Origin of the sequence: Thiocapsa sp., from assembly GCF_018399035.1 — a bacterium.
Lineage (GTDB): Bacteria > Pseudomonadota > Gammaproteobacteria > Chromatiales > Chromatiaceae > Thiocapsa.
The window spans coordinates 5439250-5463940 of record NZ_CP073760.1 but is presented as its reverse complement, the minus strand read 5'-3'; the positions used below and the strand labels follow the sequence as shown (position 1 = coordinate 5463940).

The following is a 24691-nucleotide window of genomic DNA, read 5'->3' as shown; positions in this document are numbered from 1 at the left end:
TGCGCTGCTGGTCGTTGCCGTAGGGTGGACAAGCGCAGCGCAGTCCACCATCGCCGGCGCGGGGTTCGGTGGACTTCGCTCTCGCTCGTCCCCTACGGCTGGGACTTTGCCCATCCTACGCGGACTCACCCCGACTTCTGCGACCGCGTGCAGTCGCCGCCGGCTCCCACGCCGATAGCTCGTCGCGTGACAGCTCCAACCGGCGCAGCTCTTCGAGTAGGAAGCCCTCGTAATAGTCGCCCAAACGCTCGCCGAACTCGGGATCGAAGGCATTGTGCCATTGCTTGAGCCAGGGGATCAGCTCGTCGAGGGCGACCAGCATGGGGGTCAGCCGCTCGGCGTCCCAGCCGTCCTGCTCCTTGCGCTCGAGATACCAGGTGGCGATGGCCCCGGCGCGCTGCAGATGATCCAGCCCGGCCCAGCCGATGACCGGGGTGGCGTCGCCGGAGCGCTCGCAGCCGGGCAGGCTGAAGAAGCGCTCCTTGGGCACGTCGAGCTTGCCGCGCAGGCCCCAGTAGCTCGGCTTGCGGAAGTCGGTGGAGGCGTATTTGGGCGGCAGCGGGATGTCGCCGATCTGCTCGGTCTTGAGCGCCTTGGCCTGCTCGGCGGTCAGGAATTGCGGGTCGGCCGGATCGAGCGTGGTACGGGCGTCGATGGCGTCCTCGGCGCGCTGCTTCTCCCAGGTCTCGCGCCAGGCGCGGTGCTTGGGCATGGCCTTCGGCTTGTAGCGCGCGGCGGCCATCTGCGGGACCTGATCGCCCTCGACCAGCTCGCCGACCAGGGTGCGGGCATCGAAGGTGTCGGTGCCGGTGTAGAGCGCGGCAACCTGCTGGAAGGTCGCATCGTGCCGGGCGCGCTCGGCGAGCTGGGCGACGGTCAGCAGCTCGGGGGCGTGGCAGAGCCCTTCCAGATGATCGAGCAGCCAGTCGCGCAGGGCGCGGCGCCGGCGGCTTTCCGGCGGCTCGCGGTTCCAGCGGCGCTTGTACTCGGGCTGCTCGATCAGACGGATCCAGGGGTTGTCGGCCATCGCCCGGAATCGGCGCTCGGTCAGCGCCCGGTAGTCCGCCGGCCAGTGGTCGGGGATCTCGGTGACGGGGGTGCTGTGGTGGCGCGCGAACCAGGTGGTCTGGGTCTCGCCCGCCAAAAGGCGGCGGGCGAGGAGGATCTCGAAGGGGCGCTCGCCGAGGCGCATCTCGGGCGGGGTGTCTTTGTGGCAGAGGTCGTCGTCGGTCAGGCCGTAGAGACGGTAGTTGAGCCAGTCGAGCTCTTCCTGGAGGGCGATCATTTGGCGCGCGACAGACTCGGATTCGGCTTGGGCCTGTTCGAGCATGGCGGGGAGACCGATCCGGACGCGGCCCGAATCGATGCCTGTCGTAGGATGTGGTGAGCGAGAGCGAACCGCATCGTTCGCGATCGATGCGGTTCGTTCCTCACCGCATCCTACGGTCTGGTGATCGGCTTCGGCGAGGGCGTTTCCGTAGGTACCCTGATTCCGGGACAGGATTTCGGACGGGTCGAGCGCAGCGAGATCGCGGGCGAGTTGGTCGAGTTGGTGGGCGAGATCGCGTGCATCGCCTTCCGGGTCGGGGGCGACCGGAAATTCCTTCAGACCGGTGGACGTGTGCTCATAGAACTGCTCCCACTCCTCGCTTGCCAGTCCGCCACCGATTCCACCACCGCCCTTGCTATGCAACACCTGCTTCATCCAAAAGCAGCCGGTCGAGCTGTTGAGCAGACCCAGCAGGGCCAGATGATCGGCCTCGCTTGCCCCGGCGGGGAGCTTGATGACTGGCGCGGACTGTTTGAAGACCTTGCTGCCCCGGTCGAGGACAAAATGATTGTGGGTGGCGACGAAGGCGAAGGTGATGGAGCGTGGATTACGAAACCGCTGCGGGAAGAACATCGAATACTCGAACCATTGAAGACCGCGCTCCAACTGGCTCAAGCCATAAGCAACCCTCTGCGACAACTGAGTCTTGAGCGGCCACAAGAAGTGGCTCACCGCATCATCAGCTTGTGCGCAAGAACACTCCGCGTCATACGGCCAAATCCCACCAACCGGATTGTCGATCGACCAGTCGCGCACCCACTCACCCTCGACCAACGGTCGGATCTGAGCATCCCGAATCCCGACACGTCGGCACACCTTCTCGCCGATCAAGTAGGCTTGGTCTTCGCGCGTCACTGCTCCGAAGCCAATTTCACTGGCATAGTCAGCGAGTGCCCTGGTCACGAAGCTCCCGCTTCGTGACCAGGGAGACGAAGCTCCAGCTTCACGAGTCTCGTCGTCTCGTGAAGCAGAGCTTCTTCGCGCGGGTGACGCAGCTGGAGCTGCGTCACCAGATGCGTGGGTGGCGTCATCGGGGGCTTGGGTGACCGGGGCGGGGGCAGCGGTCCGGGCGGCGGACTCGATCAGCTCTTTCAGCTCGGATGCACCGCCTCCGCCGACACTCCAGGGATGCCTTGCATAGAGCCCGCGCTCCTGATCCACCACGCTGACGAACGCGTTCTCGCTTCCCGGCCGCTCCAGCAGATCGACGATCGACCGCCACACCTTGCCCTGCGCCGCATCCTCCGGCGTGCTCGGCTCAGCCGCGAATTCCGAGCACGGCGCGCAGCCGATCGGCCCGGGGCCTCTGGTTGCGCCCGAAGAGGATCACGGTCGGCGTGCCGTGACCGGGGATGTAGGCCCCGGAGGTGTCGATGACATGGGTGAGATCCTTGCGCGGTAGATACGCCTCGATCAGCTTCTTGCCGAACTCGCGCTTCATGAAAGTGTTGGCGGTAATCATACCGACGAATCCGGCCGGGCGGTTGTCCCCCTGTGCAACCGGGCCGGGCAGGGCCAGATCGAAAAAGCGTTCGGTGAAGGGCACGCCGAGCGAGTATTGGCGATATGACAGGCCGTGTACTTGTCCCGATACGCCTGATTCAGTGCCTTGTCCTTGACGGTGATATAGGGCGGGTTACCGACCACGACCGGGTAGCGCTGGCCGAGGATGCGTTCGAGCTTGGCCTTGTCTTCGACCTCGAAGACATGCGTCAGGGTGTCGTCGAGCATGTCGCCCTGGATGCCCTGCCCTTGCGATTCGTGTCGCGGCCCGTGCAGGAGCGAGTCGCCGACGGCGAGGTGGAAGTGGAAGTCGGGCGCATCCTTGAGCCGGTCGCTGCCCGCCGCCATCATGGCGGCGATCAGCAGGCGGAAGCGGGCGATGGCGATGGCATAGGGGTTGATGTCGACGCCGTGGATGGCGTCGAGCGCCCGCTGGGCCAGCGCGCGGGCGTTGGTGGCGGGCTCGCGCCGCTGCCAATCGTCGAACAGCCGCTGGAAGGCGCTCAGCAGGAAGTGGCCCGAGCCGCAGGTCGGGTCGATCAGCGTGAGCCCCGGCAGACCGAAGGCGGCCTTGGCCGGCTCCAGGGTGTGATCGAGGATGAAGCGCTCGACGAACTCGGGGGTCTGCAGCAGCGCATAGCGCTTGCGGACCGACTCGGAGAGATCCTGGTAGAGATCGCCGAGGAAGCGGGTGTCCATGGCCGGGACATCGTCGGCGCCGGCTTGGGAGCCAGCTGGGGAGCAGGTAAAGTCGTGCAGGATGGCGCCGGTCTCGGGGTCGAGGCGCTGGAAGAAGTCGATCAGGGCCTTGGCGCCGTCGGCCGAGAGCGGGAGCTGCCAGAGCGGGTTGTGGGCGCGGTCGAGCAGCTCGGCCATCGCCGGCAGGGTCGCCAGCTCCTCGAAGACGGCCAGCAGATAGTCGCGCTCGGCGTGGGTGGGATGCTCCGCGAAATAGACGCTCTGCCGGTCCTTTGCCTGTTGCAGCGCGCCCTGACCTGAACCATGCCCTGGTCCCCGGCCCGAGCCATGGCCTGAGCGGTCCGCCGGTCCCGAGATCAGCGGCGCATCCAGCAGCCGGTTGTCTTCCAGAAAGCGCACGAAGACGCCGGTCAGCACCCAGGCCGCGGCGGCCTGGGTGATCTGCGCCTCGCGCCAGGCGACGAAATGCTCCGCGGTGCGGTTGGCCTCCCGCGCCTTGGCGTACTCGGCCTCGAGGTGCGCCTCCAGCTCAGGTCGGGTGCCGGTGTAGGCGAGGATGTCCTGCTCGAGCCGGGGCAGCAGGGATTGGAGGTCGGCGAGGAGGCGTTGGGGGTGGATCATCGAGGGCTTGAAGATGTGGAATGCGCACCGAAGCGTGGCTCAAAGCTGATCTTGAGCCTTGAGCCTGTGGCCTTGGCGATCTTTTCCAGTGTGCGGGTCGTTGGCATGACATGACCGCTCTCAAGCCGTGCGATCATCGACTGCGTTGTATTGATCCGTTGCGCAAGCTCAGCCTGCGTTAGCCCCGCGCGTGCTCGCGTCTCGATCAGCAGCGCGGCAATGCTGAACTCCTCTTCAAGAGCGTCATACGCCTCCCGATACTCGGAATCGTGCATCCATTCTTGATGCAGATCGCTGATTTTGGTCATTCATGAACCTCTCGCGCCCGGTCAAGGGCGATCTCGATTTCCTTGCGCGGTGTCTTCTGGGTCTTCTTGATGAAGGCCCGAACAATCACGACCCGCCGTTCCCGCACCGTGACGTCGATCGCGCGCGAGACCGGCGGATTGAGCGCGAAATGCAGCCGGGAAGATCAGGAACGTAGGCGGAAAAATTGCCTGCCGCTTTTTCTATGACGATGGCATAGCGCATGAGGCTCACTTCCAACCTGATTGTTTAGAAACACTGTTCTTGGTTCCCGGTGCCACATCATCGCTTGGTTTTCCGGAAACCGTCACGCGACCTGGCTTGGTCGGGTACTTAAATTGACGATGGCTTCCCTTCGTGGCAACCAGGTACCAGCCGTCATCTTCGAGCAGGCTCAAGATTTCGGAGATCTACGTGATCGCGGCGGAGTTGCGGTCATCCGATCGCGATCGTCAGGTGCCCGACCGGCTCCGCAGCGGGCTTAACCTTGATTTCGATGTCGTACCCGAGCCGGTTCAGACACTCCATCAGCTTGCGCTCGGACAGGTTCGCGAAGTCGCCGCGCAGCAGGGCCGACACCTTCGGTTGCGGGATGCCCATGCGGCGGCCGGCGTCTTCCTGCGTGAGGCCGAGCTTGCGAACCGCGCGGGTGATCTCGATCACCAGACCGGACTTGATCTTGAGCTTCTCCGCATCGGGTAAGTCAAGGTCGGAAAAGACATTGCTGGAACCCGTTTCGACCTCGATGCCTTCAATGGTGCGTTTTGTCATCTCTCAACTCCTGCGCAATCGTCTGCGCCACTTTAAATCGGGCGCGAATCAATTCCATGTCTTCCTTCGGCGTGGCAATACCGCTCTTGCTACTTCCGATCCAGAACAGGGGTCGCACTTGGTCTGCCATGGGTACAACTATACCTAAAAAGGTATAAACGGGATATAGAGCAGATCTCGCGACCGCGGCGGAGACTTAACCATGCCCGTTACACTGCTTCACCTTGCCGACCTGCGGGATGACCCTGCGCGTCCGCAGACAGAAGCCAGGCGCTCGGGATGCGTGCGAACTCTCGGCTCCCCGCACCGCTCGGAACGCTGACACGCTCGATCACGGCGCCGGCGGTTGCGGTGTCGTTGGCGATGAGGAGCAGCAGGGCCTGCGCACGGGGGTCGTCCTGGAGATGTCGGCGAAGATCACCGAGCCAGCTGTCGATCAGGCCGTAGCGGGCGATGAGTCCGGAATCGGTGAGCAGCACCGGCCGGCTCGCTGCCTTGAGCTCCTCGGCCATGGCCGGCAGGACGCGCCGCACCAGCCCTTGCAGACGCGACCAATCGACGCTGCCCGGATCGGCGGCGTCGGCCTTGAGCACGACCTGCCAGTCGGGTGGATTGGCCATGCCGTCGCACAGTCCGTGCAGATGCCGCAACAGCAGCGCATCGAAGCTGACAATCTCCAGCCCGAAGACCTCTGACAGGCGCTGCTGTGCACGCCGCCAGAGCGTCGGCCGGACCGACAGGGCTAGGAAGCGCGCCGAGTCGAGTGCGTTGCGAACGATCCGATCGAATTGGCCGAGCTCGCGGGCGGCGGCGATGTCGCCCGCCTCCTGTTGCGTGTAGTGAATGCTGGTTGGCGTGGCGGCGATGGTGCTGCCGCCGTACCCGAGCAAGCCGGCGCGCGGCAGGCAGTAGGCACCGCGCTGTTCACCGTGCTCGGCCTTGGCGTCCCAGATGAAGCCCAGATCGAGCCGCTGCAGCAGGGCGTCGAGCTGCGGCCGGCCGGGGAGCGGCCGGGCCTCGGGGTAGCGGCCCTGGATCCGATCCTGCACCTGGGCGACCGAGAGCGCACCGCTCCCCAGCAAGGCGCCCTGGGCCAGCTCGATGCTGCGCTCGGCGGACATGCCCTTGGGATAGATCTCGGCCCGACTGGACAGCGCGGCGGACTGCGAGGCGGCGACGGCCAAGCGCAACAGACGGTGGTTGCTGAGCCCGGCGAAGGAGTCCGGCGCCTGCAGTGCGCGGATCCGCTCCAGGGTGCGCACCGGTGACAGGAGCGGCTGCTGCTCGGCGCATTCGTCGGCGAGCTGGCCCAACGCCTCGGCGTAGTCGGCCAGCTCTTCGCCCCGTCCCTGCGTGTCCTCGGCGATCAGGATGCGCTTGCCGCAACGGCGCAGGATCCAACGCGACTGCTGACGCGCCAGCTCGGTCTCGACGGCGGCGCGCACCACGGCCCGGGCCCAGCGCTCGCGCGTCGGCGAGGGCTGGACCGAGCCGCGACGCAGCAGGACGGCCTCGGCCAGCTCGACCGCCGTCATGACGCCGCCCTGACCTTCGAGGAGCTTGGCGATGTCGTGACGCAGCTGGGTGATGATACCGGTTCTTGCCCCACTGCGCCAAGACGCGTGTCTGGAGGTCGCGGACCTGCGCGGACTCGAGGCCGATCTCGGCGCCGAGCGTGATCAGGGTGGGCCAGTGGACGGAGTCCGCGGCCCTGCCGGTATCCGCATCGAGCCGGCCCAGGTATTCGTTCAGGAACCGCTGTCGGGCCTGAGCGATCGGTTTCGCTTCGGGCGTTTTGGCCTGCAGAGGCAGGATGGTGCGCATCAATTGGTCGACGCTGATCGCCAGTGCGTCGCCCCCGTCGGGGCGGGCGTGATCGTCTCGTCGCCGCTCCGGCCGTGCTCCGGGGGCGCGAGCCGGGTTTGCAGCCGGGCGATCACCTCGGAGAGCTCGCGGCGGGTCTGGGTGCCGACGCCCGTCATGCGCACCAGCTCGTTGCGCGGCAGGCGGATGAGGTCTTCGACGCGGTTGATGTTGAGCCGGGTCAGGGTATCGAGCGCTTGGGCAGAGAGCGGAAGCAGGCCGATCTGGGTGTCGAGCTGGGCATCGCCGATCGGGCAGCGCTGTGCCGTATTGCGCTCGCCCCGGTTTAACCCGGTGTTCAACCCGGTGTTCAACCAGGGGTCGATGCCGGCGTGCTGCGTGCTGTCGCGCTTGGCTTGATCGAAGCGCTGACGCCAGGCGCGAAGCATCTCTTCGGCGTTGCCGAAGCGCGCCTTGACATCGCGGGCCAGGGCGGTGCGGAAGAAGCTCGCCATGCCGTCGCGCACGGACGGATCGAAAGCGGCGGGGTCGATCTCCAGAGCGCCTTCGATCAGCGACGGCAACCCCTCCCCTTCGGTCCAGGTCGGCAGCCTGCCGGTCGCCATCTCGTAGAGCGTCAGGGCGGCGGAGAAGCGCTCGGCATAGTCGTCCCAGCGCCGACGGCCGGGATCGCGGATGAAGGGGTCCATGTAGGCCAGGGTGCCGGCGGTGAAGTTCTCGGGGCTGGTGCCGGCGAGCGAGAAATCAAAGAGCACCAGATGGAGTTGGCTGCCCTGCTTCATCAGACCGATGTTTTCGGGCTTGATGTCGCGGTGCGAAATGCCCTTGTCCTCCAGATGACGCAGTGCGCTCAGGAGGTCGTCGCCGAAGCGCTCCAGCAGCTCGAGCTGGATGGGGCCGAGCTTGCGCAGACGCTCGGCCAGGGTGCCTTCGGCGGCATGGTCGAGGAGCAATCCGGTGTGGCCGAGGAAATCTCGGGTCTCGTGATAGGCGATGATGGCCTGGTGCCGGAGCTTGTGCAGGGTCTCGCCTTCCTGTCGCAGACGCGGGTTGTGCTCGGCGTCGGCGGCCAGCTTGAGCACCCGCTCGTGCCCCCGATCCTGGACGACGAAGGCGACCGCGCTGGCGCCGCGCCCGAGCCGTTTGGTCACCCGGATGCCGCCCTCGAAGGTGTCGCCGGGACGTGCCGCGGCCGGGTCGGCACGGCGCTCGCTGTCGGGACGGCTGATCTCGTCCTCGACCAGATCGAGATAGTCGATGAATTCCCCGACCGAGCCGATACGGCTGCCGGTGTCGGGGTGGGTGGCGTATTGGATGAGGTCCTGCAGGTCGCTGCCGGCACCCTCGAGCGCGTCGGTGATCTGCAGACCTTTGCCGCGGCTGAGCTTGTCCTGCAGATCGAGATCGTTCGCGGCGGGCGGCTGGCCGGTGAACAGCAGATAGGCGATGGCACCCAGCGAGAAGACATCGAGATAGACACTGTCGCTGAGGGCGGCCCCCGCGGCCTCGGCGTGGGCTTCGAGCGCGAGATAGGGCCCGGCTTCATCCTGGATGACACGGCTGAGATGACTCAGCGCCGTGAGTGCATGGGTTTCGGTGTCCTGTGCGCGCCGGGCGGTCGCCCAGTTGCCGATCTTGACGGCGAGGCGACCCTCGTCGTCCTTGTGGACATCGATGCTCTGCGGGCTCAGCGCGCGGTGATAGAGGCGTTTGCCGTGGGCGAACCGCACGGCCTCGGCGATCTGGCGCATCAGGCTCAGTGCATCCAGGATCTCGAGGCGTTGCCCGGTACCGAGTCCGACGAGAAAATGATCCAGACGCACCGCCGAGGGATCGTGCTCGTAGACCAGCGCCGGCCCCTGGTCGTGCTGCTGGTAGTCGCGTGCCTGGAGGATGCCCGGATGATCGATGCCTTCGAGGAGGCGAAACTCCAGCCGGGCGGCCTTGCGCAGGGTCTCGGCGTCTTGCTCGGATTTGCCGTGGGTGAGATAGATGCGAATGCGCCGCTGGATGCCGGTCTCGGAGTGGATCGCGAGCCAGTCCTGAAAATGATCCGCCTCGTCGAGCAGGGACTTCAGCTCGTAGAGACCCACGCGCCGCGCGCGCATGCATTCCTTGATGCCGGCCTCTTCCAGGGCGCGCGCGACGGCCTTGGAGAGGGGGCGATCGAGCCGGCGATGCGTCCGGGTGCTGTCGATGCGACACAGCGCGTCCATCAGGGTCTTGCGGGTGCAGACCTGCAGGCGCGCCGGCCCTTGGAGCTTGTTGATCGACGTTCTCGGCGGAGAGGAAGACGAGCGTCTCGATGAAGGGCAAGCGCTCTTTCGACTGCCCGGCGCCGACATGGGCCGAGCGCTGGCTCTCGAGGAGTGATTTGAGCTTCTTGGCCTTGCGCTCGGCGAGCAGACGCGGGTTGTCGAAGACGCGGCGACGCCCTTCATGGGTCCAGATCCAGGCGCCGGCGTCGCCGCCGATCTCGCCGGGATGGGACTTGATCTCGACGAGGAAGAGCCCCTTCGGGGTGAGGACGAGGGTGTCGACCTCGTTGATGGACCCGTCCAGGGCGATGAACTCGAAGTTGGCCCAGGCCCGGTAGGGCTCGTGATCGGGCAACTGAGCCTTTAGAAAATCGAGTGCCTCGCGTTCCCACGCGAAATCCGAGGGGGTGATCTGCTTCCAGAGCGTTTTCATTCCAGATGCGTCGAGTGTCCTGTCGACAACGATGGGGCAGCAATGGCGAGGCTTGCGCTCGGGACGGATCGAATCATACCAGGCTTGCGGACCCGAACGGTCGATCAGAAGCTCGACGCTCTGCGATCCTGCCACAGACGTGCGAAATCGAACGCGATGCGGCATCGCGACAGCGCGAAGTCATGTTGCTCGTCGTGGAAATCGCCGACCTTGCGGTACTCGCGGTCGGCCAAGCGATAGACCTTTGCCTTTGCTGCCGCTGGATAGACCAAGACGTACCAAGTGACGCCTTCGTCACGATAGAGCTGGAGTCGGATCAATTGGAGTTCCGGGGACGAGTTCCGGGGACAGCATATGTCGCTCTTTGGTAGGGCGAGCGTCGGCTGTCCGCGCGCCTTCGGACTCCGACCGGCAAAATTCCTGCGTCCGGAAGTGGCCGAGGTCTTCCTGGTCGCCGCCAGAGTGGGGTGACCGGTAATGGGGCCCAGTCGTCGCCCACACCAGCGACTCGACTGACAGCACTCAAGGGAAGATCGGCGTGCATGCATGCCGGCCTGTGTGTGTCGCCGGCACGCCCGACCAGCTCGCTGCCGTCATCGCCCATGAGATCGCGCATGTGCTGGCGGAACGCTCCAACGAACGATTGACCCAGGAGCTTGCGGTCCAGGGCGGGCTGATGCTGGTGGATCTGTTCGCCGAGGAGCCGGGGAGTCTCAAGGACGAGGTGCTGCGCGGGGCGCTGGGCATCGGCGCCGAGTAGGGGCTGCTGCTGCCCTACAGTCGAACCCACGAGAGCGAGGCCGACCGCATCGGTCGTAATCTGATGGCGCAGGCCGGCTTTGATCCCCGAGCCAGCGTTGCGCTCTGGCGGAACATGGCCGCCGCCGGCGGGGTCATCCGTTGGCCTTCCTCTCCACCCATCCCTCCCACGACACGAGGGCATGGAGCAGGCCGTCGAGACGGATCGAGCGCCTCGACGCCCCGGGTCTGCGACTACCCGTCGACCCCGACTGCTGCACCGCTTACCCCGAGCGCCAGGGCCTTGAGTTCTCGATCGACGATGATCAGCACGGCATCGATGAACACCGCCCCGCGGTCCGTCACGCTTCCCATCCGACAGGCAATGTCGCATCCCGATGGTCTAATACGCCCTTCACCCAGATCCAATCCGCTCAGAAAAAGCTCGCCGGAAAACGCGCGAAACGGGGTTCCTCGTTTGACCGATCGAGAGCCGCCGGTCACCGGATGCCCGAGACCCGAAGACCATCGGGCTGCGGACCCGCCGCAGAGTCATCGCGGGGTCCGGCACAGGCCCGACGACGGTCGACGTCTTCAACCTTGGCAGAGAGAGCAACGAAAATATGAGCCAGCACCCGCATCGCACCCTGTGGCGTCGTGACTTCGACGTTGTCCCGGCCGCCGAGCGCCGTCTCGCCCGTTTTGCCCTGCAGTGGCTCGACAGCTTCCCGGCCGCGCGCGTGGCGTTGAGGGACGACGACACCCTCGAGTCGATGTGGCGGTTGACCCTTCCGCTGCTTGATCCCGAGGCCGTGGCGGGCTGGCTGCCGCCGGTTGACGAAGGGTCGCCGGACGAAGATGCCGACATCCGAGGCGGGGCGAACCTGCTCAACGTGCTCAAAAGCAGCGCCGCCGCGAGTGGCCGAGCGACGAGGATCCGCCGCTGGATCACCGCCAGCAGGATCGGGCCAAAGGCTTCTTGAAGACGCTGCCGCGCGCTGTCTTGACGCGTCTGGCCAAGGCCGACGGGCGGGCGCCGGTCTCGTCGACCGTCGCCTTGCTCGGCGAGGTTCTCGGGCTCGACGAGGCCAGTCTCTGCGTGCTCGATTTCCTGGAGCAGCGCGAGCAGTCCGAGACGCTGCGCAGTGTCTTGCGCGCGGGCGGCCGAAGCGGCGGGCGGACCAATCTGGAGCGCTTGGCCGGGGTCTTGGGGCTCGAGCGGAGTGCCGTGCGCGAGGCATTGGCCAAGCGCGGCCCGCTGTGCAGTCTCGGTCTGGTCGACCGACAGCACCGTCACGAGTCCGACCTGGAGGACTACCTGGCCCCGCAAAGCCTCCTGCGCGACGTGCTCGACGCCGCCCCGCGTGACGGCGAGGCGCTGCTTGCGCTCCTGATCGAGCCGGCGCCCGTCGGGGCCTGGCGCCTGGATGCCTTCCCGCATCTGGCCGCCGAGAGCGTTCGCCTGAGCGCGACCCTGGGCCGCGCCGCGGTCACCGGGGCGGTCGGCGTGAACGCGCTCTTCTACGGCGCGCCCGGCACCGGCAAGACCGAGCTGGCGCGTGCCCTGGTCGCGGCGTGCGGGCTGCGGGCCTATCAGGTGCGCAGCGCCGACGAGGACGATGACGGGCTGGATCGCGACGGGCGTCTGTCGGCCTATCTGGTCGCGCAGCGCCTGCTCGGGCGACGCGGCGGCGCGGTGCTGATCTTCGACGAGGTCGAGGACGTGTTCGACGAGGGCGGCGGTTTGTTGGCATTGCTGGGCGGGCAGCAGAGCGCGGGGCGGCAGAAGGGTCGGATGAATCGCATCCTCGAGGACAACCCGGTGCCGGCGATCTGGATCACCAACCGCACCGACGGGATGGATCCGGCCTTCCTGCGGCGCTTCCTGCTGCCGGTCGCCTTCAAGACCCCGCCGCGCTCGGTCCGGCGCCGGATGGCCGAGTGCCATTTGGGGGACGCGGCACTGCCGCCGACGCTGCTCGATGAACTGGCGGCGGACACCGCCCTGGCCCCGGCGCAGCTGGGCGCGGCCCGCCGTCTGCTCGACCTGCACCCGGAGGCACCGGCCGAGCAGACCGTGCGCGACGGCATCGGGGCGCTGCGCAGCCTCCTGCACGGGGCGCCGGGGCCGCGCCGACGCCGGACGGGCACGGCATTCGACGTCGCCTATCTGAACCTGGCCGGCGACATCACGCCGGGCGCGATCGCCCGCGCGCTGGCCGAACGGGGGCACGGCGGCCTGTGCTTCTACGGCCCGCCCGGCACCGGCAAGACCGCCTTTGCCGAGGTGCTGGCCGAGGCGCTCGACCGCGAGCTGGTGGCGCGGCAGGCCTCCGACCTGGTCTCGCCCTATGTCGGGGAGACCGAGCAGAACCTGGCACGGCTGTTTCGCGAGTGCGACCCGGCGCACACGGTCCTGCTCCTGGACGAGGTCGACAGCTTCCTCGCCGACCGGCGAGCGGCACGGCACGGCTGGGAGCGCACGCAGGTGAACGAGCTGTTGCAGCAGATGGAAGGCTTTCCCGGCATCTTCATCGCGGCGACGAACCTGATGTCCGGCATCGACGCCGCGGCGCTGCGGCGGTTCGACTTCAAGCTGCACTTCCGGGCATTGAAGCCGGCCCAGCGCCTCGCCCTGTTCGCCCGCGAGGCGCTCGGCGACGCCGTCGCTCCGGTGCCGCCGGAGATCGTGCGGCATCTGACGGCGCTGGAGAGCCTGACGCCCGGTGACTTCGCCACCGTCTGCCGCCAGCGCGAGCTGCTCGGCGAGACCCCGACACCGGAGCAATTCCTGCGTCGGCTGATGGCGGAGTGTCGGTTGAAGGGGGGAGGAGCTGATCAGGGCGGCGTGATCCCGGAGGGGGCTGGTCGCGGGGATTGGCGCCGAAGCGGATCCGGGCGGATTCGCTTCGGCGTTGTGGATCAGGGCGCATGACGTCGTCCGTTGCTCGCCGAGCACAGGCACCGAGTACGACGCGCAGTGTCGCATACGAAGGATATCGTTGCAGCACCTCGCAGGACACGTAGCGAGATCCATCGGCGATCTCGGTGTCCTGCAAGGTCGCGACGGTGTTCGGCACCTTCATCAAGGAGTCACGACATGCTCTTGAGCATCAAACCTCCTGCAGGTACTCCGTGACGGCCAGTTCTTCGGCAGCATGGGATACGCCGAGCTGGATGTCTGGTTCAAGACGTCCACCGATCCATCCCGATCGCTCAAGACGGCACATCGCGCCAAATTCGAGGTCGAGCTCCCGGAAGAAGTCGTTTAACCGCAAGCAGGTCTTTGTCGTCATGACCAACGGCTTGGATTATCGAACCCGCGAGGCCGTCCGGTACTGGCGCTCGAGCGGGCTGGATGACCGTCTATGGGTCTATCGTGCCTATGCCGGTATCCCGGACGAGATGTTGCTCGAGATGTCGCCGTTCAGGGTCTGCGACAACCCTTACGAGGATATCGCCGAGGGGTACTACGTCCTCAACACGAATTTCAGAAACAGTCCCCGAGACCACGACGAGATGCTGGCGAGCCGGAAGGCTGCGGCCTATTTCGATCCCTGGAAGTTCAAGATCGAGCGACTGCAACGCGGAGATGTGGTCTTTCTCTATCAATCCGGGGTCGGCATCGTGGCACTTGGCGCAGAGCGCCACGTGACACCATGACCGAAGTGACCGAGACGAAGGTCGCAAATGGCCTTGTTCTTGAGCCCGGCCTGAGCCTATTGAGCCGGTTTTCGGAAGCGTGGCATTCAGCTCGAAGCGGCCTGCCGTCAGGGAAGCGGAAGACGACGACTGCAAGTCGTCGATCCCGGAAGTAGGCTCCGATTTCCGGAAATCTCCTCTCAGGTATCAAGAGCGAAACCCATCCTGCTCACACCGACCGCGTCGGCATGGAATCCGAAGGATTCGAGGATGGGTTTCGCAGCGATGGACCGAAAGTTGCCGAAAGCATGAGAGCCTATTACGGACTGATCGGAGGAGGCGGCGGCACAGTTGCGGAGCCACCATCAGAAGCCACGAACGAAGCAATCAGGCCGCCTGCAGCAAAAACGCCGAACGCGATCGCCCCCGCACCGGCACCGGCACCGGCACCGGCACCGAGCCCGGTCTGGATCTGCGAGGTCGCGGTCCGTTGCGCCGCCGCGAGGTCCGCCGGAGCGGTCGTCGTAGCCGTGCTCTCAACCGCTGCGACCTCCGTCACCCCGGTCGATTTGTCGACACAGACGCTTGTTGCGCCGACGGTCAACAGCTCCTTCTCCTTCATCAGGTGCCGGCAGCCATCTTCGAACTCGATCAATGCCTCGCTCTGCTCGAGGACGATCAGGCGGTCGAGCTCATTCAGCTTCATACCTTGTTGGGCGGCGACGAAATGTTCGCCTTTGCTGATCATCGCTGCCCCGTCGACCCGCTTGATTTCGCCGATTGTCTCCGAAGCCATTGTATGAACGAAACCGACACTCAAGGCGGCACCCGCTACGACCAAAACAAATCCTTTGCGCATCAACCCATTACCCCCTAAAAAACCGAAGCTTGAGAAACATGTTTGCCGAGCACTCGCCATCCTATACCGTCCGCATCGACTCCATTAGAAGGTTAGCCGTTTCAACCGCGAAAATCCAGGTGACGGAGCTTGCCGAGAAGGTGCTCGGGAGCCGGACTACCTGCCCGCCGGCCGCGAAGTCGTCATTCGGAACTCTCCTTTGCGTCCGCTTGCCCATTGCCCGACGACTGCGCAGGTTCGGCAAGATCGCGCATGAGCGCATCGACACGCGCCGCTGCATCGAGCGTCGCCGCACGGGCAACTTTCAGGTCGTCGAACCAAAGGGTGCCGTCGAGCTTTTGCTCGAACGCCCTGGTCCCGCCCGAGACCAGCGTCAGCTGTTGATAGACGCAGGTCTCGGGAACCTCGAAATACAGATCGAATTCCCGCCAATCCGAAGAGCCGAGAAAGCGCGACCCCTCGCCGAGGATCTTGGAATCCGGCAAAAGACAACGCACGGTCCACTTCACGCCACCCTGAGACGCAAGGCTGTCGACACGCACTCGCCCCGACAAGCGGTACTGACCCGCGTCCAGAAACAGCGGCTGAGACAGATGACGGAACGGCCCCTCGAAGGCGCGGAAACGCAACCGCAAGGCGGCTCGACCATTCGAGCCACGCGTGGCCACCGGCTCGGCGGAAAAGTGCGCGTTCGAGGCGAGGCGCCAGCCAAATCCACGCCCCTCGATCGGCAGCTCGAAACCCCCGTCGTAGAGCAGACCCAATTGGCGACGTTCGGTGTCGTTCAGCCCGCTGAGCCAAATGACGTAGGCCTCGGCGATCGCTCCATCCTTCTGGAGTCGCTCGACATAGACCGCGCGCTCGTCCGGCGTCGGAGGCTCGCTCGCTGACTGACGCCGCAAGGCATAGAGAAAGCGGACGGTATCCGTATCCACTGCAGTGCGCGCGACGTAACGAAAATAGTCCGTCCACCACGACGGAGGAGACACGGCCGTCGACCCCAAGAGCGCCCGATACTCGAGGCTCTCCGCGATCTTCAGCAAATCCGGAAACAGGATCTTGCGTTGCGATGCGTCGGCTTCGAGCGTCGTCGACCAGTGCGTGAGCATCCGGTCGTAGCGCTCACGTTGCCACCAATAGGCTGCCGCCGCGAGCTGAACGCGCGGATCCACCGGCGCAAGCCGTCCCGCAAGCTCGATCAAGGCTTCGCTGCGCTCCACATCGCCGTCTTCGAGCGACCGAGCGGCAAGTGCTATAAGCGGACGCGGGTCGGAAGGGTTCGCCCGATAGGCGTCCTCCAGCAAACGAACACCTCGGTCCGGATCGTCGGGTAAAACCCGCAACGCCTTCAGAAACAAGGTCGCCGACTGATCGGGCTGCCACCCGAGCGCGTGATCGATCATGGCGCCCTCACCCGTCGCGACGCGATCGGCATAGTAGCCGGCAAGACCATTCACCAGGCTGCCCCACGCCAACCCGAGCGCTCCGAGCACCAACAACGCTCGCCACCAATAGACCCCTATACTCACATCCTTTCCCCAATCCGGCAGCTTCAATCCGAAAGCCTCAGTTCAAACGGTAGATCATGCTTGCAATCCGATATCCCTGGCCTTCGCGAACCAGCTCGAAATCGATGCGGCCTGTGCGGTATTGCCATCTGCCGCCCCCGCGATCTTGGTTCCCGACCGAGATTGCCCCCGATCCGCTGATGCGCCCGTCCGGCATCACGCGCCAGCGCACGTTGTTGATCGACAGCTTCGCCCCGGTGATGCGTTTGAACAGATCCGCATACTTCGAGCGGATCAACCCCCGTCCGCTGCCTTCGTTGACACGCGCGTTCGCTGTAAAGAGGGCTGCAAAGTCGTCGGCGTTCATCGCCGTATAGGCACCCTGGAGACGTGCGACCAAGGCCGAGGCATCCTTCTCGGGCGTCGCGGCGGGGCGGCTTGAAACAGGGCTCGGTGCTCGTTCGGCCGCAGCGGCGACCGAGCGCGCAGGCTGTGCCGGCGCAGCCGGCGTCGGCGCTGCTGTGGTGCGCTTCGGCGCGGGCGGATCCGCTTGCAGCTCCTCGGATCGCGTCGAGGTCGGTTTGGCAGACGGTGCCGGCGGTATCGCTTTCGGGGCTACCTTCGGCTGCGGTGCCGGCTCGACTCGCGACTGCGCTTTCGGCTGCACCTTCGGCAACTCCGGCAGCTCCGCTTTTGTCGGCGTTGCCGACTCCGACTTGAGCACCACTGCCGAACCCGTCTCGGGCTGTCGGGGTACCGGATCCACCCTTCGCGTCGGCGCGGTCGACAAACGCGTCGGCTCCGCGGGCCTTTCCGGCTCGATCGCTTTCGGCGGCGGGACGTCTCCAGCCAACGAGGCCGCGGCCGAAACGGGCGGAATCACCAGCGCCTCGGGCTCACGCGCCTTCGCGAGATCCTCATGCGGAAGCGCACGCACCACCCGACCCGATTCGAATCGGCCGACCTCGATTTCATTAACCCGCAGCCGACCGGCATCGATCGTCTCCTCGGGCGTCACGCTGTTCGCAGTCGCGCTCGGGGCCACGATCGTTGTCGGGGTCGGTGGTGCGGTTGTAGACACCGGAACGCCCGCCGTTACCGCGGCTAAACGCACGGGTGCATCCTCGACGGCACGGATCCCGGTGCGATCCTGCTCGGACAAGGCATTGTCGACAGGGGTAGGCTCGATCGGCGGGAGCGGGTCGACCGCGGTCCGATCGCCGGATCCCGACATCCGGGCCGAAGGCGCGAGATAGCTCGGCAGCGGAGCCGAAGTATTCCCGCTGCCGCTCGCAGCGAGGCGCAGCGTCGGCTTCTGGTTGGACTGGATCAGCGCATAGCCTGACCCGAGCACCAGTGCGCCGAGCATCACCGCACCGACCAGGATCACGCCGACACGTCGGGGGCGTCCGCGCGCACCCTGACCGCGCGGGGCCCGGCCCGAACGCTTCCCGGCAAGTACGGGCAGACTCGGCCGAAAAAACCATGCGGGATCCGTCTCGGTGAAGCCGACAGCGAGCTCCGGCAAACCCCGGTCGTAGGCCGACCGCGTCTCGGGGTCACCTAGCGTCTGATAGGCCAGGTTGATACGTGTCGCGTAAAAGGCACCGACCTCGGTCGAGGCGTCGACCCGATCCGGGTGAAACATCCGGATCAAGAGTTGATAGTGATGCCGGATGGACTCCTGAGGCACATCCCGATTCAGCCCCAGATGGCGATAATAATCACCCTCCGGACTCAGCAGCACATGTCGCACGAAGAACCGTGCAGCCTCTTCCAGTCTCGTCCGGATCGACCACGAGCTGCGCGGCGGTCTGCGCGATCCGCGCCGAGGAGAGCGCCGAGCAGAACTCGGCCAACAAGGCGCTGAATCCTCGCGGCAAAGGACGCTCGACCTCGGCAAGATGCCGATACGCAAGCGGGTCTCGGTAATAGTCGAGCGCGAGCGCGACCAGCGGGGCGGCCATGATCGCGCCGGCTAAGCCGGACTCTGCTGCGGCAGATTCGTCTGATCGCCCCGGCCGCCGTAGCTATACATGTAGTCGTAGCCGTAGCCGTAGCCGTAGCCCTTGCCTGCGCGCCCGACCTTCGCGAGGACGGCCCCGAGCAGGTGCGCATTCGCCTGTCTCAGGCGTTTCACGGCACTTGCGATCTCGCGTCGGTGCGTCGACTGGGCATCCACGATGAAGATCGTCGCCTTCGCCAGATTCGCGAGGATCAGCGCATCGGCAAGCCCGATCACGGGTGGCCCGTCGATGATCACGATGTCGAAACGCTCGGCGGCAACGCTCAACAGATCCAGCATTTTCGCACTCGCGAGCAGCTCGACCGGGTTCGGCGGGAGCGGCCCGCTGGTAATCGCAAAGAGGCGCGTCACCATGGTCGCCTGCGAGATCTCGAGCGGCTTCGCACTGCCTGCCAGATAGTTCGTCAGACCATTCGTGTTGGGCAAGGTGAACGCACGCTGCAACGAAGGGTTGCGCAAGTCGCAGTCGATCAGCAGGACGGTGTTGCCCGCCTGTGCAAACGCAATCGCCGTATTGATGGCCGTGGTTGTCTTGCCTTCGCCAGGGCCCGCGCTTGTAAAGTGCAGGATGTCGGGGGCACCGTCGGACGTCGAAAACAACAACTGGGTGCGCAGTGAACGCACCGACTCGGCGACCGAACTCTTCGGGTCCCGGAAGGCGAGCAGGCCGAGCTCTTCGTCCTGCAAACCCAGTTCACGCGCGTCGACCTTGGGGATCAGGGTCAGCACAGGTGCACCGACCAGCCCCTCGACGTCCTCGGCACCCCGGACCGTATCGTCGAGGGCCTCAAGCAGGAAGGCCGCAAGCACGCCGATGAAGCCGCCCAGCGCGATCGCGATGGCCAGATTGAGCTTCAGACTCGGCTTGAAGGGGGCAATGGGCACACGGGCCGCATCGACGATCGAGATGTTGTTCTCCCCGATCCCGGCGGCCACACCGACTTCCTTCACCCGCTGGAGCAGTCCGTCGTAAAGCTCGCGGTTGGTGGTGACCTCGCGTCTCAGCGTCTCGAAGTCCGTGCTGCGGTCCTGCAACGCCAGCGCCTCCTCGTTCAGCTCCATGATGCGTTTGGAGAGCTTGGCCTCCTCGAGCGACTTGGCCTCGTACTGCGCCTTCACGCCGCCGGCGATCGCCGAGGTCTCGCGGGCGATCTGCTGATCCAGCTCGTCGATCTGCTGTTTGAGCTGCCGCATGCTCGGATAATTGGGTTTGAAGACCTGCAACTGGTCGCGGTAGTCCGCCTCCATGGTGCCGCGGCGCTCCTTCAGACTCTGAATAAGCTTGCTCTCCAAAACCCCGGCCGCGCTGCCGGCGCCGCCGGCATTCACGATGCCGAAGTACACCGCCTCTGCCTCGATCCGTGCCCCCTGGGCCTTGATCAACTGGGAATTCATTTCGCGCAAATTGTCGAGCGTGATCTGCAGGCGGTTGTCGGTGTCCACGATTTCGCGCTCGCGCGCATAGGCCACGAAACGCTTCTCCGATTCTTCCAAGGTCGCCCGCGCCTGCGCGAGCTGCTCCTCGAGGAAGCGCTTCGCGAAGGACGAGGCGTCGTAACGCCGCTCGAGGTTCAGGTTGATGAAGTTGGTCGCAACCGCGTTGGCCACCTCCGCAGCCTCGACCGGACCGGGGCTGTCGTAGTGGATCCGCACCAGACGCGAGTCGCGCACCGGCTCGATCGTCAACTGCTCGAGCAACGCGATCTCCTCGTTCATCCGCTGCGCCTGCTCGGGGTCGACCCCGGAGAGCGCATCGCCCGTCGCGGATGCCCCCGACATGGAAGACACCCACGCCTTCGCCATCGTCCCCATATCCCCGAAGAAGGACGGACCCTCCTCATCGGCATCCATCGGCACCAAGCCGAGCTGGTCGATGACCCTGCGCGCGAGGGTGTTGCTCTTGAGCAGCTCGTACTGGGTCCGGTAGAAGTCCATGTTGGCCCGATAGCCCGTTGTCTCCTCCTGCGTGACACTCCCGTAGTCCACCACGCGATTGCCTGTGGTCTCGATCTGCAGGAGCAAGGTGCTGCGGTAGATCGGCGTCATGACGAAGGTCGCCACCAGGGCCAGGATCGCCGCCAAGCTCACCACCGAGATGATCAACCACCGACGCCGCATCAGCACGGCCCAGAGCTCGCGCAGATCGATCACATCCTCGTCGCGGACGGGCGGTTCGGGCAATCTGACACCCACACTCGGCAGGCGCGACCGCTGCGCGGCCTGCAGCGGTTGGTGAGGACCTTCGGGGGCGAGCGATTGATTCGGGCTAGTCATCGAGTCCATGTCCATCGAGAACGACGTTGTGCCGGCGCATGCAATGCCTTGCGGGCAAGCGCCGAAGTCCAGCAGAAACGAAAGTGAAATACCACGCGAGACCCCGGGGTGGATGAGCCCAGCGGGCCTTGTTCATTAAGACCGGTAGGGTCGACGAGCGAGAGTGACGTCCACCGAGCCCTGCGCCGGCGTTGGTGGTCTGCGCTGCGCTTGTCCACCCTACCCGCCCCCATCAGCCAAGTGGCCGGGTTTATGAGCGAGTCCGCGCCGAGCATCCACCCCGCTCCAGGCGGCCTCAGTAATAAAGCGGATTGAGCGAGACAAACCCGCGCAAGGCACCGGTCATATTCTTCACGAAGACTGCCGAACCCGATTCCGGCACCATCACCTTGTCGTTGACCGCGAGCACCGGATCGACGAGATCGCCGCGCTGAACCTTTCTCAAATCGACCACGTAGGCACTGACGGACTGTCCGGGCAACGATCTGAAGACCACGACCTCCTCCGGTTTCGCCACCTCGCTGATCCCCTCGGCCAACGAGATCGCCTGAAGCAACGTGGTCTGACCCTTCATCGGAAACACGCCCGGCTTCTTCACCGCACCGCCGACCGTGATGTTCATGTTCGCATACTCGAGGACCAGCACGTTGACCTGCGGATTCTGCAGATGGTCCTTCGTCAATTCGGCCGCAATGACCCGTCCTGCCTGTTCCGGCGTCAAACCACCGACCACCACCGGGCCGATCAGGGGCATCACGATCACCCCGGCCTCGTTCACCCGCTCCTTCGTGGACAAATCCGGAACCTTGAAGACATCCACCTGGATCAGGTCGCCCGCACCGATCAGGTAGGTCGCCGCCGAGCTGCTCGTCGCCGGCGGCGGAAGACCCACCACAGCAGGCACCAGCGTCCCGCCTTGAGACGGCGCAGCCGCTTCAGGCTGCAGCGTCCCCGATGTCGGGACTGCCCCCATCTCGGAACCAGCCAGTGCAGAGCCCGACGGCGAAGATCCCGACGAACAACCACCGAGGAATACCAAGACCGCGAGCACAAGCCAAAAAGACTTCAGCATTGTTGAATTCTTCCGTCCATTGTCGTAAAAACATTGCTCCGCAGCGAGCCCGGCTGGCCTCGCTTTAAGCTCGCGTGGCACCGCTCCGAGGTCTCACGCATGCCCCCGGCGCTCCGCGCCGCGTGTCGCCGCGACCGGATCAACAAACCAAGCCGGCTCGATGTGACCTCCCCGCTACCACTCCGTCCGGTCTAGATCGACCGCAGTGCGCTGTTCCACCCTACACTTTCTCGGAATCGAGCGGGGCGTCGCCCGACCGACGGATGCGTCGCAACCGTTCCATCTGCGGGAACCCAGGCCAACTCTAGGCTATCCCAAGATCATACCGACGGCAAAATCTCATTGCCCCTTCGGCACGTGATTCCACCCGAGGCCCGTTCGGTCCGTTGTGACCAGCGCCCGAGCCCCAACCCTCGGTGCTCGACCAAAGGGCTTCGTTCGTGACTCGGGCTAGAGCGGCACGTGGCGCAGAGCGCCGGGGGCATGCGTGACACCGCTGAGCGATGTCACGAGAACTTAGGTGATTTCCGGGAAAGCATCGACCAACATGTAGGGGCGACTTTAGTCGCCCGGTAAGCATTGGCAACACGCACGGCCGGGATGATCATTCCCGGAAATCGCCTTAAAGCATGCGTGACACCGCTGAGCGATGTCACGAGAACTTAGGTGATTTCCGGGAAAGCATCGACCAACATGTAGGGGCGACTTTAGTCGCCCGGTAAGCATTGGCAACACGCACGGCCGGGATGATCATTCCCGGAAATCGCCTTAAAGCATGCGTGACACCGCTGAGCGGTGTCACGAGAACGAGCCAGGAGCCGCTTTAAGGTTCAGGCGGCGGTTGAACGAGCGATGCCGGCGAGACGGACAAGCCCGGCTGACGTATCCTTGAATAACCAAGCGCCGACCTTCGGCAAATGATCCAGACCGATCCCCGTGCCTAAGGAATGTCGCCCCGGAATCGCGCGCGACCGACGCAAGCGTAGCACGCGGGGTTTCGGGGCGCCTGTCACGAAACTCAGGAGCAGCCCACGATGATCGACCTACACTGCCACATCCTTCCCGGCATCGACGACGGTGCGCCGGATCTGTCGGTCTCGCTGGAAATGGCACGGATCGCCCTGGCAGACGGCATCGCGATGACGGCCTGCACCCCGCACATCTACCCCGGCCTGTTCGAAAACCGCGCCGAGGGCATCCGGCACGCCATCGCAGGCTTGCGCCGAGCACTCGCCGAAGCAGACCTTCCGCTCATCCTTACCGAGGGCGCTGACATCCAACTCGTCCCCGAGTTGATCGCCGGGCTGCAACGCGGCACGCACCCAACCCTGCACGGCACACGCTACTTCCTGTTCGAGCCCCCGCACCACACGGTGCCCGTGCGGTTCCATGAGTCGATTCACGACAGCCTCTCCTCGGGCTATGTCCCCGTGATCACCCACCCCGAACGTCTTACCTGGCTCGACGACGAGCATTACCCCTGGTTCGTCCAAGCGGCCCGACAAGGCGCCTGGATTCAGGTCACCGCCGGTGCCCTCACCGGCCGCTTCGGGCGGACACCCAAGTACTGGGGCGAGCGGATGCTCGAGGAGGGCCTCGTTCACATCCTCGCCACCGACTCGCACGACACCCGCCATCGCCCCCCGCTCCTCGCCGAAGGACGCGATGCCGCCGCCCGCTGGGTCGGCGACGCCGAAGCCGACCGCCTCGTCAACGACCGACCGCAAGCCATCATCGACAACCGTGCACCCGCCGACATCCCGCCGCCGCCCATGCTCGATCCCGACCACGTCCCGCATCCGCGTCACCAACCAAAGCAAGGCTGGCTCTCCCGCCTGCTCGGCTCGTCCCGCGACGCCCCGAAGTCAACTCGCCCATAACCATTCCGTGCAATCCTCTCGCGACATATCGTGGCACTTGGCGCTTGGCGCTTGGCGCTTGGCGCTTGGCGCTTGGCGCAGAGCGCCACGGGGCATGCGTGACACCGCGGAGCGGGTGTCACGAGCGACTGATGTTTTGGGTGGCCGGTCTGACGAGCGTGGCCACACTCGCGACACCCCCGCTCCGCTCGATACTCGCGACACCCCCTCTCGATACTCGCGACACCCCCTCTCGATACTCGTGACACCCCCTCTCGATACTCGTGACACCGCTCCGCGGTGTCACGCATGCCCCTGGCGCTCCGCGCCACGAGTCACCACGTCACCACCCGGTATAAACCTCCACCACCCCACGACCGCCCGCGTAACCGCGAGCACTGGACCAGCGCCAATGCTCCGGGGCATCGACGAAGCCCCGCTTGACGGGATTGTTGTGAATATATTCAAGCTTCTGTCGCAGCATCTCCATCCGCTCCAGGAACAGCCGAGCCCCCTTCTCACGTAAAAGATCGATGAGACGCCGCGCCGTATAGGACTTAAGGCGATTTCCGGGAATGATCATCCCGGCCGTGCGTGTTGCCAATGCTTACCGGGCGACTAAAGTCGCCCCTACATGTTGGTCGATGCTTTCCCGGAAATCACTTAAAGCGCGCCCAAGTCCCGGGAAGATCAGGAGCCTGCGCAACCGCGTGGAGATGATTCTCCAGCACAACGAAACCGTAGAGGCGCAAGCCCTCGTGTTTTTGCTGGTAAGCCCAAGCGTCGAACAGCACCTGCGCGGTCTCCGGACGCGTGAAGATCGGCAACCACTCAACCAGGGTGCAGGTCAGAAAATGCGGATGGTCGGCTGGACCGAAATGGTACCGAGTACGGGACATCAAATGCCTCCTGCTTCTGTGCTCTCCGATTAACGGTTCGTGTAATTTACCAGCTAGCCCAGCTCCTCG

24 protein-coding genes and 2 pseudogenes are annotated in these 24691 nt (G+C 65.2%); 6 read left to right on the top strand and 20 right to left on the bottom strand.

The window, feature by feature from the left end:
• Positions 1-115: 115 nt before the first annotated feature.
• Positions 116-2002: a BREX-2 system adenine-specific DNA-methyltransferase PglX gene (pglX, locus tag KFB96_RS24955; RefSeq protein WP_213501617.1), complete on the bottom strand. Its 1887-nt coding sequence runs from the start codon at positions 2000-2002 to the stop codon at positions 116-118.
• A gap of 245 nt (positions 2003-2247) precedes the next feature.
• Between pglX (KFB96_RS24955) and KFB96_RS27275 the strand changes: the two genes are divergently transcribed.
• Positions 2248-2376, top strand: coding sequence for a hypothetical protein (locus KFB96_RS27275; protein WP_300971059.1), 129 nt, complete (start codon positions 2248-2250; stop codon positions 2374-2376).
• A 212-nt stretch (positions 2377-2588) separates the two neighbouring features.
• On the opposite strand, the gene KFB96_RS24950 is transcribed toward KFB96_RS27275, so the two are convergent.
• The 10 genes and pseudogenes from KFB96_RS24950 to KFB96_RS24915 all read right to left on the bottom strand — a co-directional run bounded on the left by KFB96_RS24950 (position 2589) and on the right by KFB96_RS24915 (position 10065).
• Positions 2589-2792: a hypothetical protein gene (locus tag KFB96_RS24950; protein ID WP_213501615.1), complete on the bottom strand. Its 204-nt coding sequence runs from the start codon at positions 2790-2792 to the stop codon at positions 2589-2591.
• Complete coding sequence (pglX, locus tag KFB96_RS24945) at positions 2789-4153, bottom strand: BREX-2 system adenine-specific DNA-methyltransferase PglX (RefSeq protein WP_213501613.1); 1365 nt, start codon at positions 4151-4153, stop codon at positions 2789-2791. The genes KFB96_RS24950 and pglX (KFB96_RS24945) overlap by 4 nt, the downstream gene beginning before the upstream one ends.
• Complete coding sequence (locus KFB96_RS24940; RefSeq protein WP_213455839.1) at positions 4150-4461, bottom strand: helix-turn-helix transcriptional regulator; 312 nt, start codon at positions 4459-4461, stop codon at positions 4150-4152. Before KFB96_RS24940 ends, pglX (KFB96_RS24945) begins: the two co-directional genes overlap by 4 nt.
• Positions 4458-4580, bottom strand: a complete 123-nt coding sequence (locus tag KFB96_RS24935; protein WP_300971756.1) for a type II toxin-antitoxin system RelE/ParE family toxin — start codon at positions 4578-4580, stop codon at positions 4458-4460. Before KFB96_RS24935 ends, KFB96_RS24940 begins: the two co-directional genes overlap by 4 nt.
• A 109-nt stretch (positions 4581-4689) precedes the next feature.
• Entirely contained in the window at positions 4690-4857 is a 168-nt protein-coding gene (locus KFB96_RS24930) for a type II toxin-antitoxin system HicA family toxin (RefSeq protein WP_300971056.1), read from the bottom strand.
• Positions 4858-4894: 37 nt separating this feature from the next.
• Positions 4895-5230 carry a helix-turn-helix domain-containing protein gene (locus tag KFB96_RS24925; RefSeq protein WP_213455841.1) on the bottom strand — a complete coding sequence of 112 codons (336 nt, stop codon included), beginning with the start codon at positions 5228-5230 and terminating at the stop codon, positions 4895-4897.
• Between the two features lie 209 nt (positions 5231-5439).
• Positions 5440-6765: a hypothetical protein gene (locus KFB96_RS27270; RefSeq protein ID WP_300971052.1), complete on the bottom strand. Its 1326-nt coding sequence runs from the start codon at positions 6763-6765 to the stop codon at positions 5440-5442.
• A 288-nt stretch (positions 6766-7053) separates the two neighbouring features.
• On the bottom strand, positions 7054-9270 hold the full coding sequence (locus tag KFB96_RS27265; protein WP_300971050.1) for a protein kinase: 2217 nt from the start codon (positions 9268-9270) through the stop codon (positions 7054-7056).
• Between the two features lie 130 nt (positions 9271-9400).
• Positions 9401-9745, bottom strand: a pseudogene (locus KFB96_RS27260) (NERD domain-containing protein); the annotation flags it as partial.
• A gap of 104 nt (positions 9746-9849) precedes the next feature.
• A complete protein-coding gene (locus KFB96_RS24915; protein WP_213455845.1) occupies positions 9850-10065 on the bottom strand; it encodes a hypothetical protein in 216 nt (71 codons plus the stop codon).
• Positions 10066-10283: 218 nt separating this feature from the next.
• Between KFB96_RS24915 and KFB96_RS27255 the strand changes: the two are divergent.
• The 3 genes and pseudogenes from KFB96_RS27255 to KFB96_RS24900 form a co-directional block, all read left to right on the top strand.
• Positions 10284-10562 (top strand): annotated as a pseudogene (locus KFB96_RS27255) (M48 family metalloprotease); the annotation flags it as partial.
• 544 nt (positions 10563-11106) lie between these two features.
• Complete coding sequence (locus KFB96_RS27250; RefSeq protein ID WP_300971048.1) at positions 11107-11466, top strand: hypothetical protein; 360 nt, start codon at positions 11107-11109, stop codon at positions 11464-11466.
• A complete protein-coding gene (locus KFB96_RS24900) occupies positions 11463-13418 on the top strand; it encodes an AAA family ATPase (protein ID WP_300971046.1) in 1956 nt (651 codons plus the stop codon). The genes KFB96_RS27250 and KFB96_RS24900 overlap by 4 nt, the downstream gene beginning before the upstream one ends.
• A gap of 178 nt (positions 13419-13596) precedes the next feature.
• Here KFB96_RS24900 and KFB96_RS24895 read toward each other — a convergent pair whose 3' ends face one another.
• Positions 13597-13779 (bottom strand): hypothetical protein, encoded by a 183-nt coding sequence (locus KFB96_RS24895; RefSeq protein WP_213501611.1) that lies wholly within the window; start codon positions 13777-13779, stop codon positions 13597-13599.
• Between KFB96_RS24895 and KFB96_RS24890 the strand changes: the two genes are divergently transcribed.
• The gene (locus tag KFB96_RS24890) at positions 13778-14146 is read left to right on the top strand and encodes a hypothetical protein (protein ID WP_213501609.1); all 369 of its coding nucleotides are present in this window, start codon (positions 13778-13780) and stop codon (positions 14144-14146) included. The genes KFB96_RS24895 and KFB96_RS24890 overlap by 2 nt on opposite strands.
• Before the next feature lie 298 nt (positions 14147-14444).
• Here the strand turns inward: KFB96_RS24890 and KFB96_RS24885 are convergent, their stop codons facing one another.
• The 6 genes from KFB96_RS24885 to KFB96_RS24860 all read right to left on the bottom strand — a co-directional run bounded on the left by KFB96_RS24885 (position 14445) and on the right by KFB96_RS24860 (position 21696).
• Positions 14445-14987: a hypothetical protein gene (locus tag KFB96_RS24885; RefSeq protein WP_213455853.1), complete on the bottom strand. Its 543-nt coding sequence runs from the start codon at positions 14985-14987 to the stop codon at positions 14445-14447.
• A gap of 179 nt (positions 14988-15166) precedes the next feature.
• A complete protein-coding gene (locus KFB96_RS24880) occupies positions 15167-16513 on the bottom strand; it encodes a hypothetical protein (RefSeq protein ID WP_213501607.1) in 1347 nt (448 codons plus the stop codon).
• Positions 16514-16550: 37 nt separating this feature from the next.
• The gene (locus tag KFB96_RS24875) at positions 16551-18248 is read right to left on the bottom strand and encodes a DnaJ domain-containing protein (protein ID WP_213501605.1); all 1698 of its coding nucleotides are present in this window, start codon (positions 18246-18248) and stop codon (positions 16551-16553) included.
• A complete protein-coding gene (locus tag KFB96_RS24870; RefSeq protein ID WP_213501604.1) occupies positions 18217-18459 on the bottom strand; it encodes a hypothetical protein in 243 nt (80 codons plus the stop codon). The genes KFB96_RS24875 and KFB96_RS24870 overlap by 32 nt, the downstream gene beginning before the upstream one ends.
• Positions 18460-18470: 11 nt before the next feature.
• On the bottom strand, positions 18471-20792 hold the full coding sequence (locus KFB96_RS24865; RefSeq protein WP_213501602.1) for a polysaccharide biosynthesis tyrosine autokinase: 2322 nt from the start codon (positions 20790-20792) through the stop codon (positions 18471-18473).
• Positions 20793-21087: 295 nt separating this feature from the next.
• Positions 21088-21696, bottom strand: coding sequence for a polysaccharide biosynthesis/export family protein (locus tag KFB96_RS24860; protein WP_213501600.1), 609 nt, complete (start codon positions 21694-21696; stop codon positions 21088-21090).
• Positions 21697-22898: 1202 nt separating this feature from the next.
• On the opposite strand from KFB96_RS24860, the gene KFB96_RS24855 reads away from it, so the two are divergent.
• Positions 22899-23744, top strand: a complete 846-nt coding sequence (locus KFB96_RS24855; protein WP_213455865.1) for a CpsB/CapC family capsule biosynthesis tyrosine phosphatase — start codon at positions 22899-22901, stop codon at positions 23742-23744.
• A 322-nt stretch (positions 23745-24066) separates the two neighbouring features.
• Here KFB96_RS24855 and KFB96_RS24850 read toward each other — a convergent pair whose 3' ends face one another.
• Together KFB96_RS24850 and KFB96_RS24845 are read right to left on the bottom strand one after the other, a co-directional pair.
• Positions 24067-24306, bottom strand: coding sequence for a hypothetical protein (locus KFB96_RS24850; RefSeq protein WP_213455867.1), 240 nt, complete (start codon positions 24304-24306; stop codon positions 24067-24069).
• 76 nt (positions 24307-24382) lie between these two features.
• Positions 24383-24622 carry a hypothetical protein gene (locus KFB96_RS24845; protein ID WP_213455869.1) on the bottom strand — a complete coding sequence of 80 codons (240 nt, stop codon included), beginning with the start codon at positions 24620-24622 and terminating at the stop codon, positions 24383-24385.
• Between the last annotated feature and the right edge of the window lie 69 nt (positions 24623-24691).

Bases quoted from the DNA above. Each gene is read 5' to 3' on its own strand.
- KFB96_RS24950 (WP_213501615.1), bottom strand. From the start codon at position 2,792: ATGATTACCGCCAACACTTTCATGAAGCGCGAGTTCGGCAAGAAGCTG.
- pglX (WP_213501613.1), bottom strand. From the start codon at position 4,153: ATGATCCACCCCCAACGCCTCCTCGCCGACCTCCAATCCCTGCTGCCC.
- KFB96_RS24940 (WP_213455839.1), bottom strand. From the start codon at position 4,461: ATGACCAAAATCAGCGATCTGCATCAAGAATGGATGCACGATTCCGAG.
- KFB96_RS24895 (WP_213501611.1), bottom strand. From the start codon at position 13,779: ATGACGACAAAGACCTGCTTGCGGTTAAACGACTTCTTCCGGGAGCTC.
- KFB96_RS24925 (WP_213455841.1), bottom strand. From the start codon at position 5,230: ATGACAAAACGCACCATTGAAGGCATCGAGGTCGAAACGGGTTCCAGC.
- KFB96_RS24845 (WP_213455869.1), bottom strand. From the start codon at position 24,622: ATGTCCCGTACTCGGTACCATTTCGGTCCAGCCGACCATCCGCATTTT.
- KFB96_RS27270 (WP_300971052.1), bottom strand. From the start codon at position 6,765: ATGACGGCGGTCGAGCTGGCCGAGGCCGTCCTGCTGCGTCGCGGCTCG.
- KFB96_RS24850 (WP_213455867.1), bottom strand. From the start codon at position 24,306: ATGATCATTCCCGGAAATCGCCTTAAGTCCTATACGGCGCGGCGTCTC.
- KFB96_RS24855 (WP_213455865.1), top strand. From the start codon at position 22,899: ATGATCGACCTACACTGCCACATCCTTCCCGGCATCGACGACGGTGCG.
- KFB96_RS24865 (WP_213501602.1), bottom strand. From the start codon at position 20,792: ATGACTAGCCCGAATCAATCGCTCGCCCCCGAAGGTCCTCACCAACCG.
- KFB96_RS24890 (WP_213501609.1), top strand. From the start codon at position 13,778: ATGACCAACGGCTTGGATTATCGAACCCGCGAGGCCGTCCGGTACTGG.
- KFB96_RS27265 (WP_300971050.1), bottom strand. From the start codon at position 9,270: ATGGACGCGCTGTGTCGCATCGACAGCACCCGGACGCATCGCCGGCTC.
- KFB96_RS27250 (WP_300971048.1), top strand. From the start codon at position 11,107: ATGAGCCAGCACCCGCATCGCACCCTGTGGCGTCGTGACTTCGACGTT.
- KFB96_RS24870 (WP_213501604.1), bottom strand. From the start codon at position 18,459: ATGGCCGCCCCGCTGGTCGCGCTCGCGCTCGACTATTACCGAGACCCG.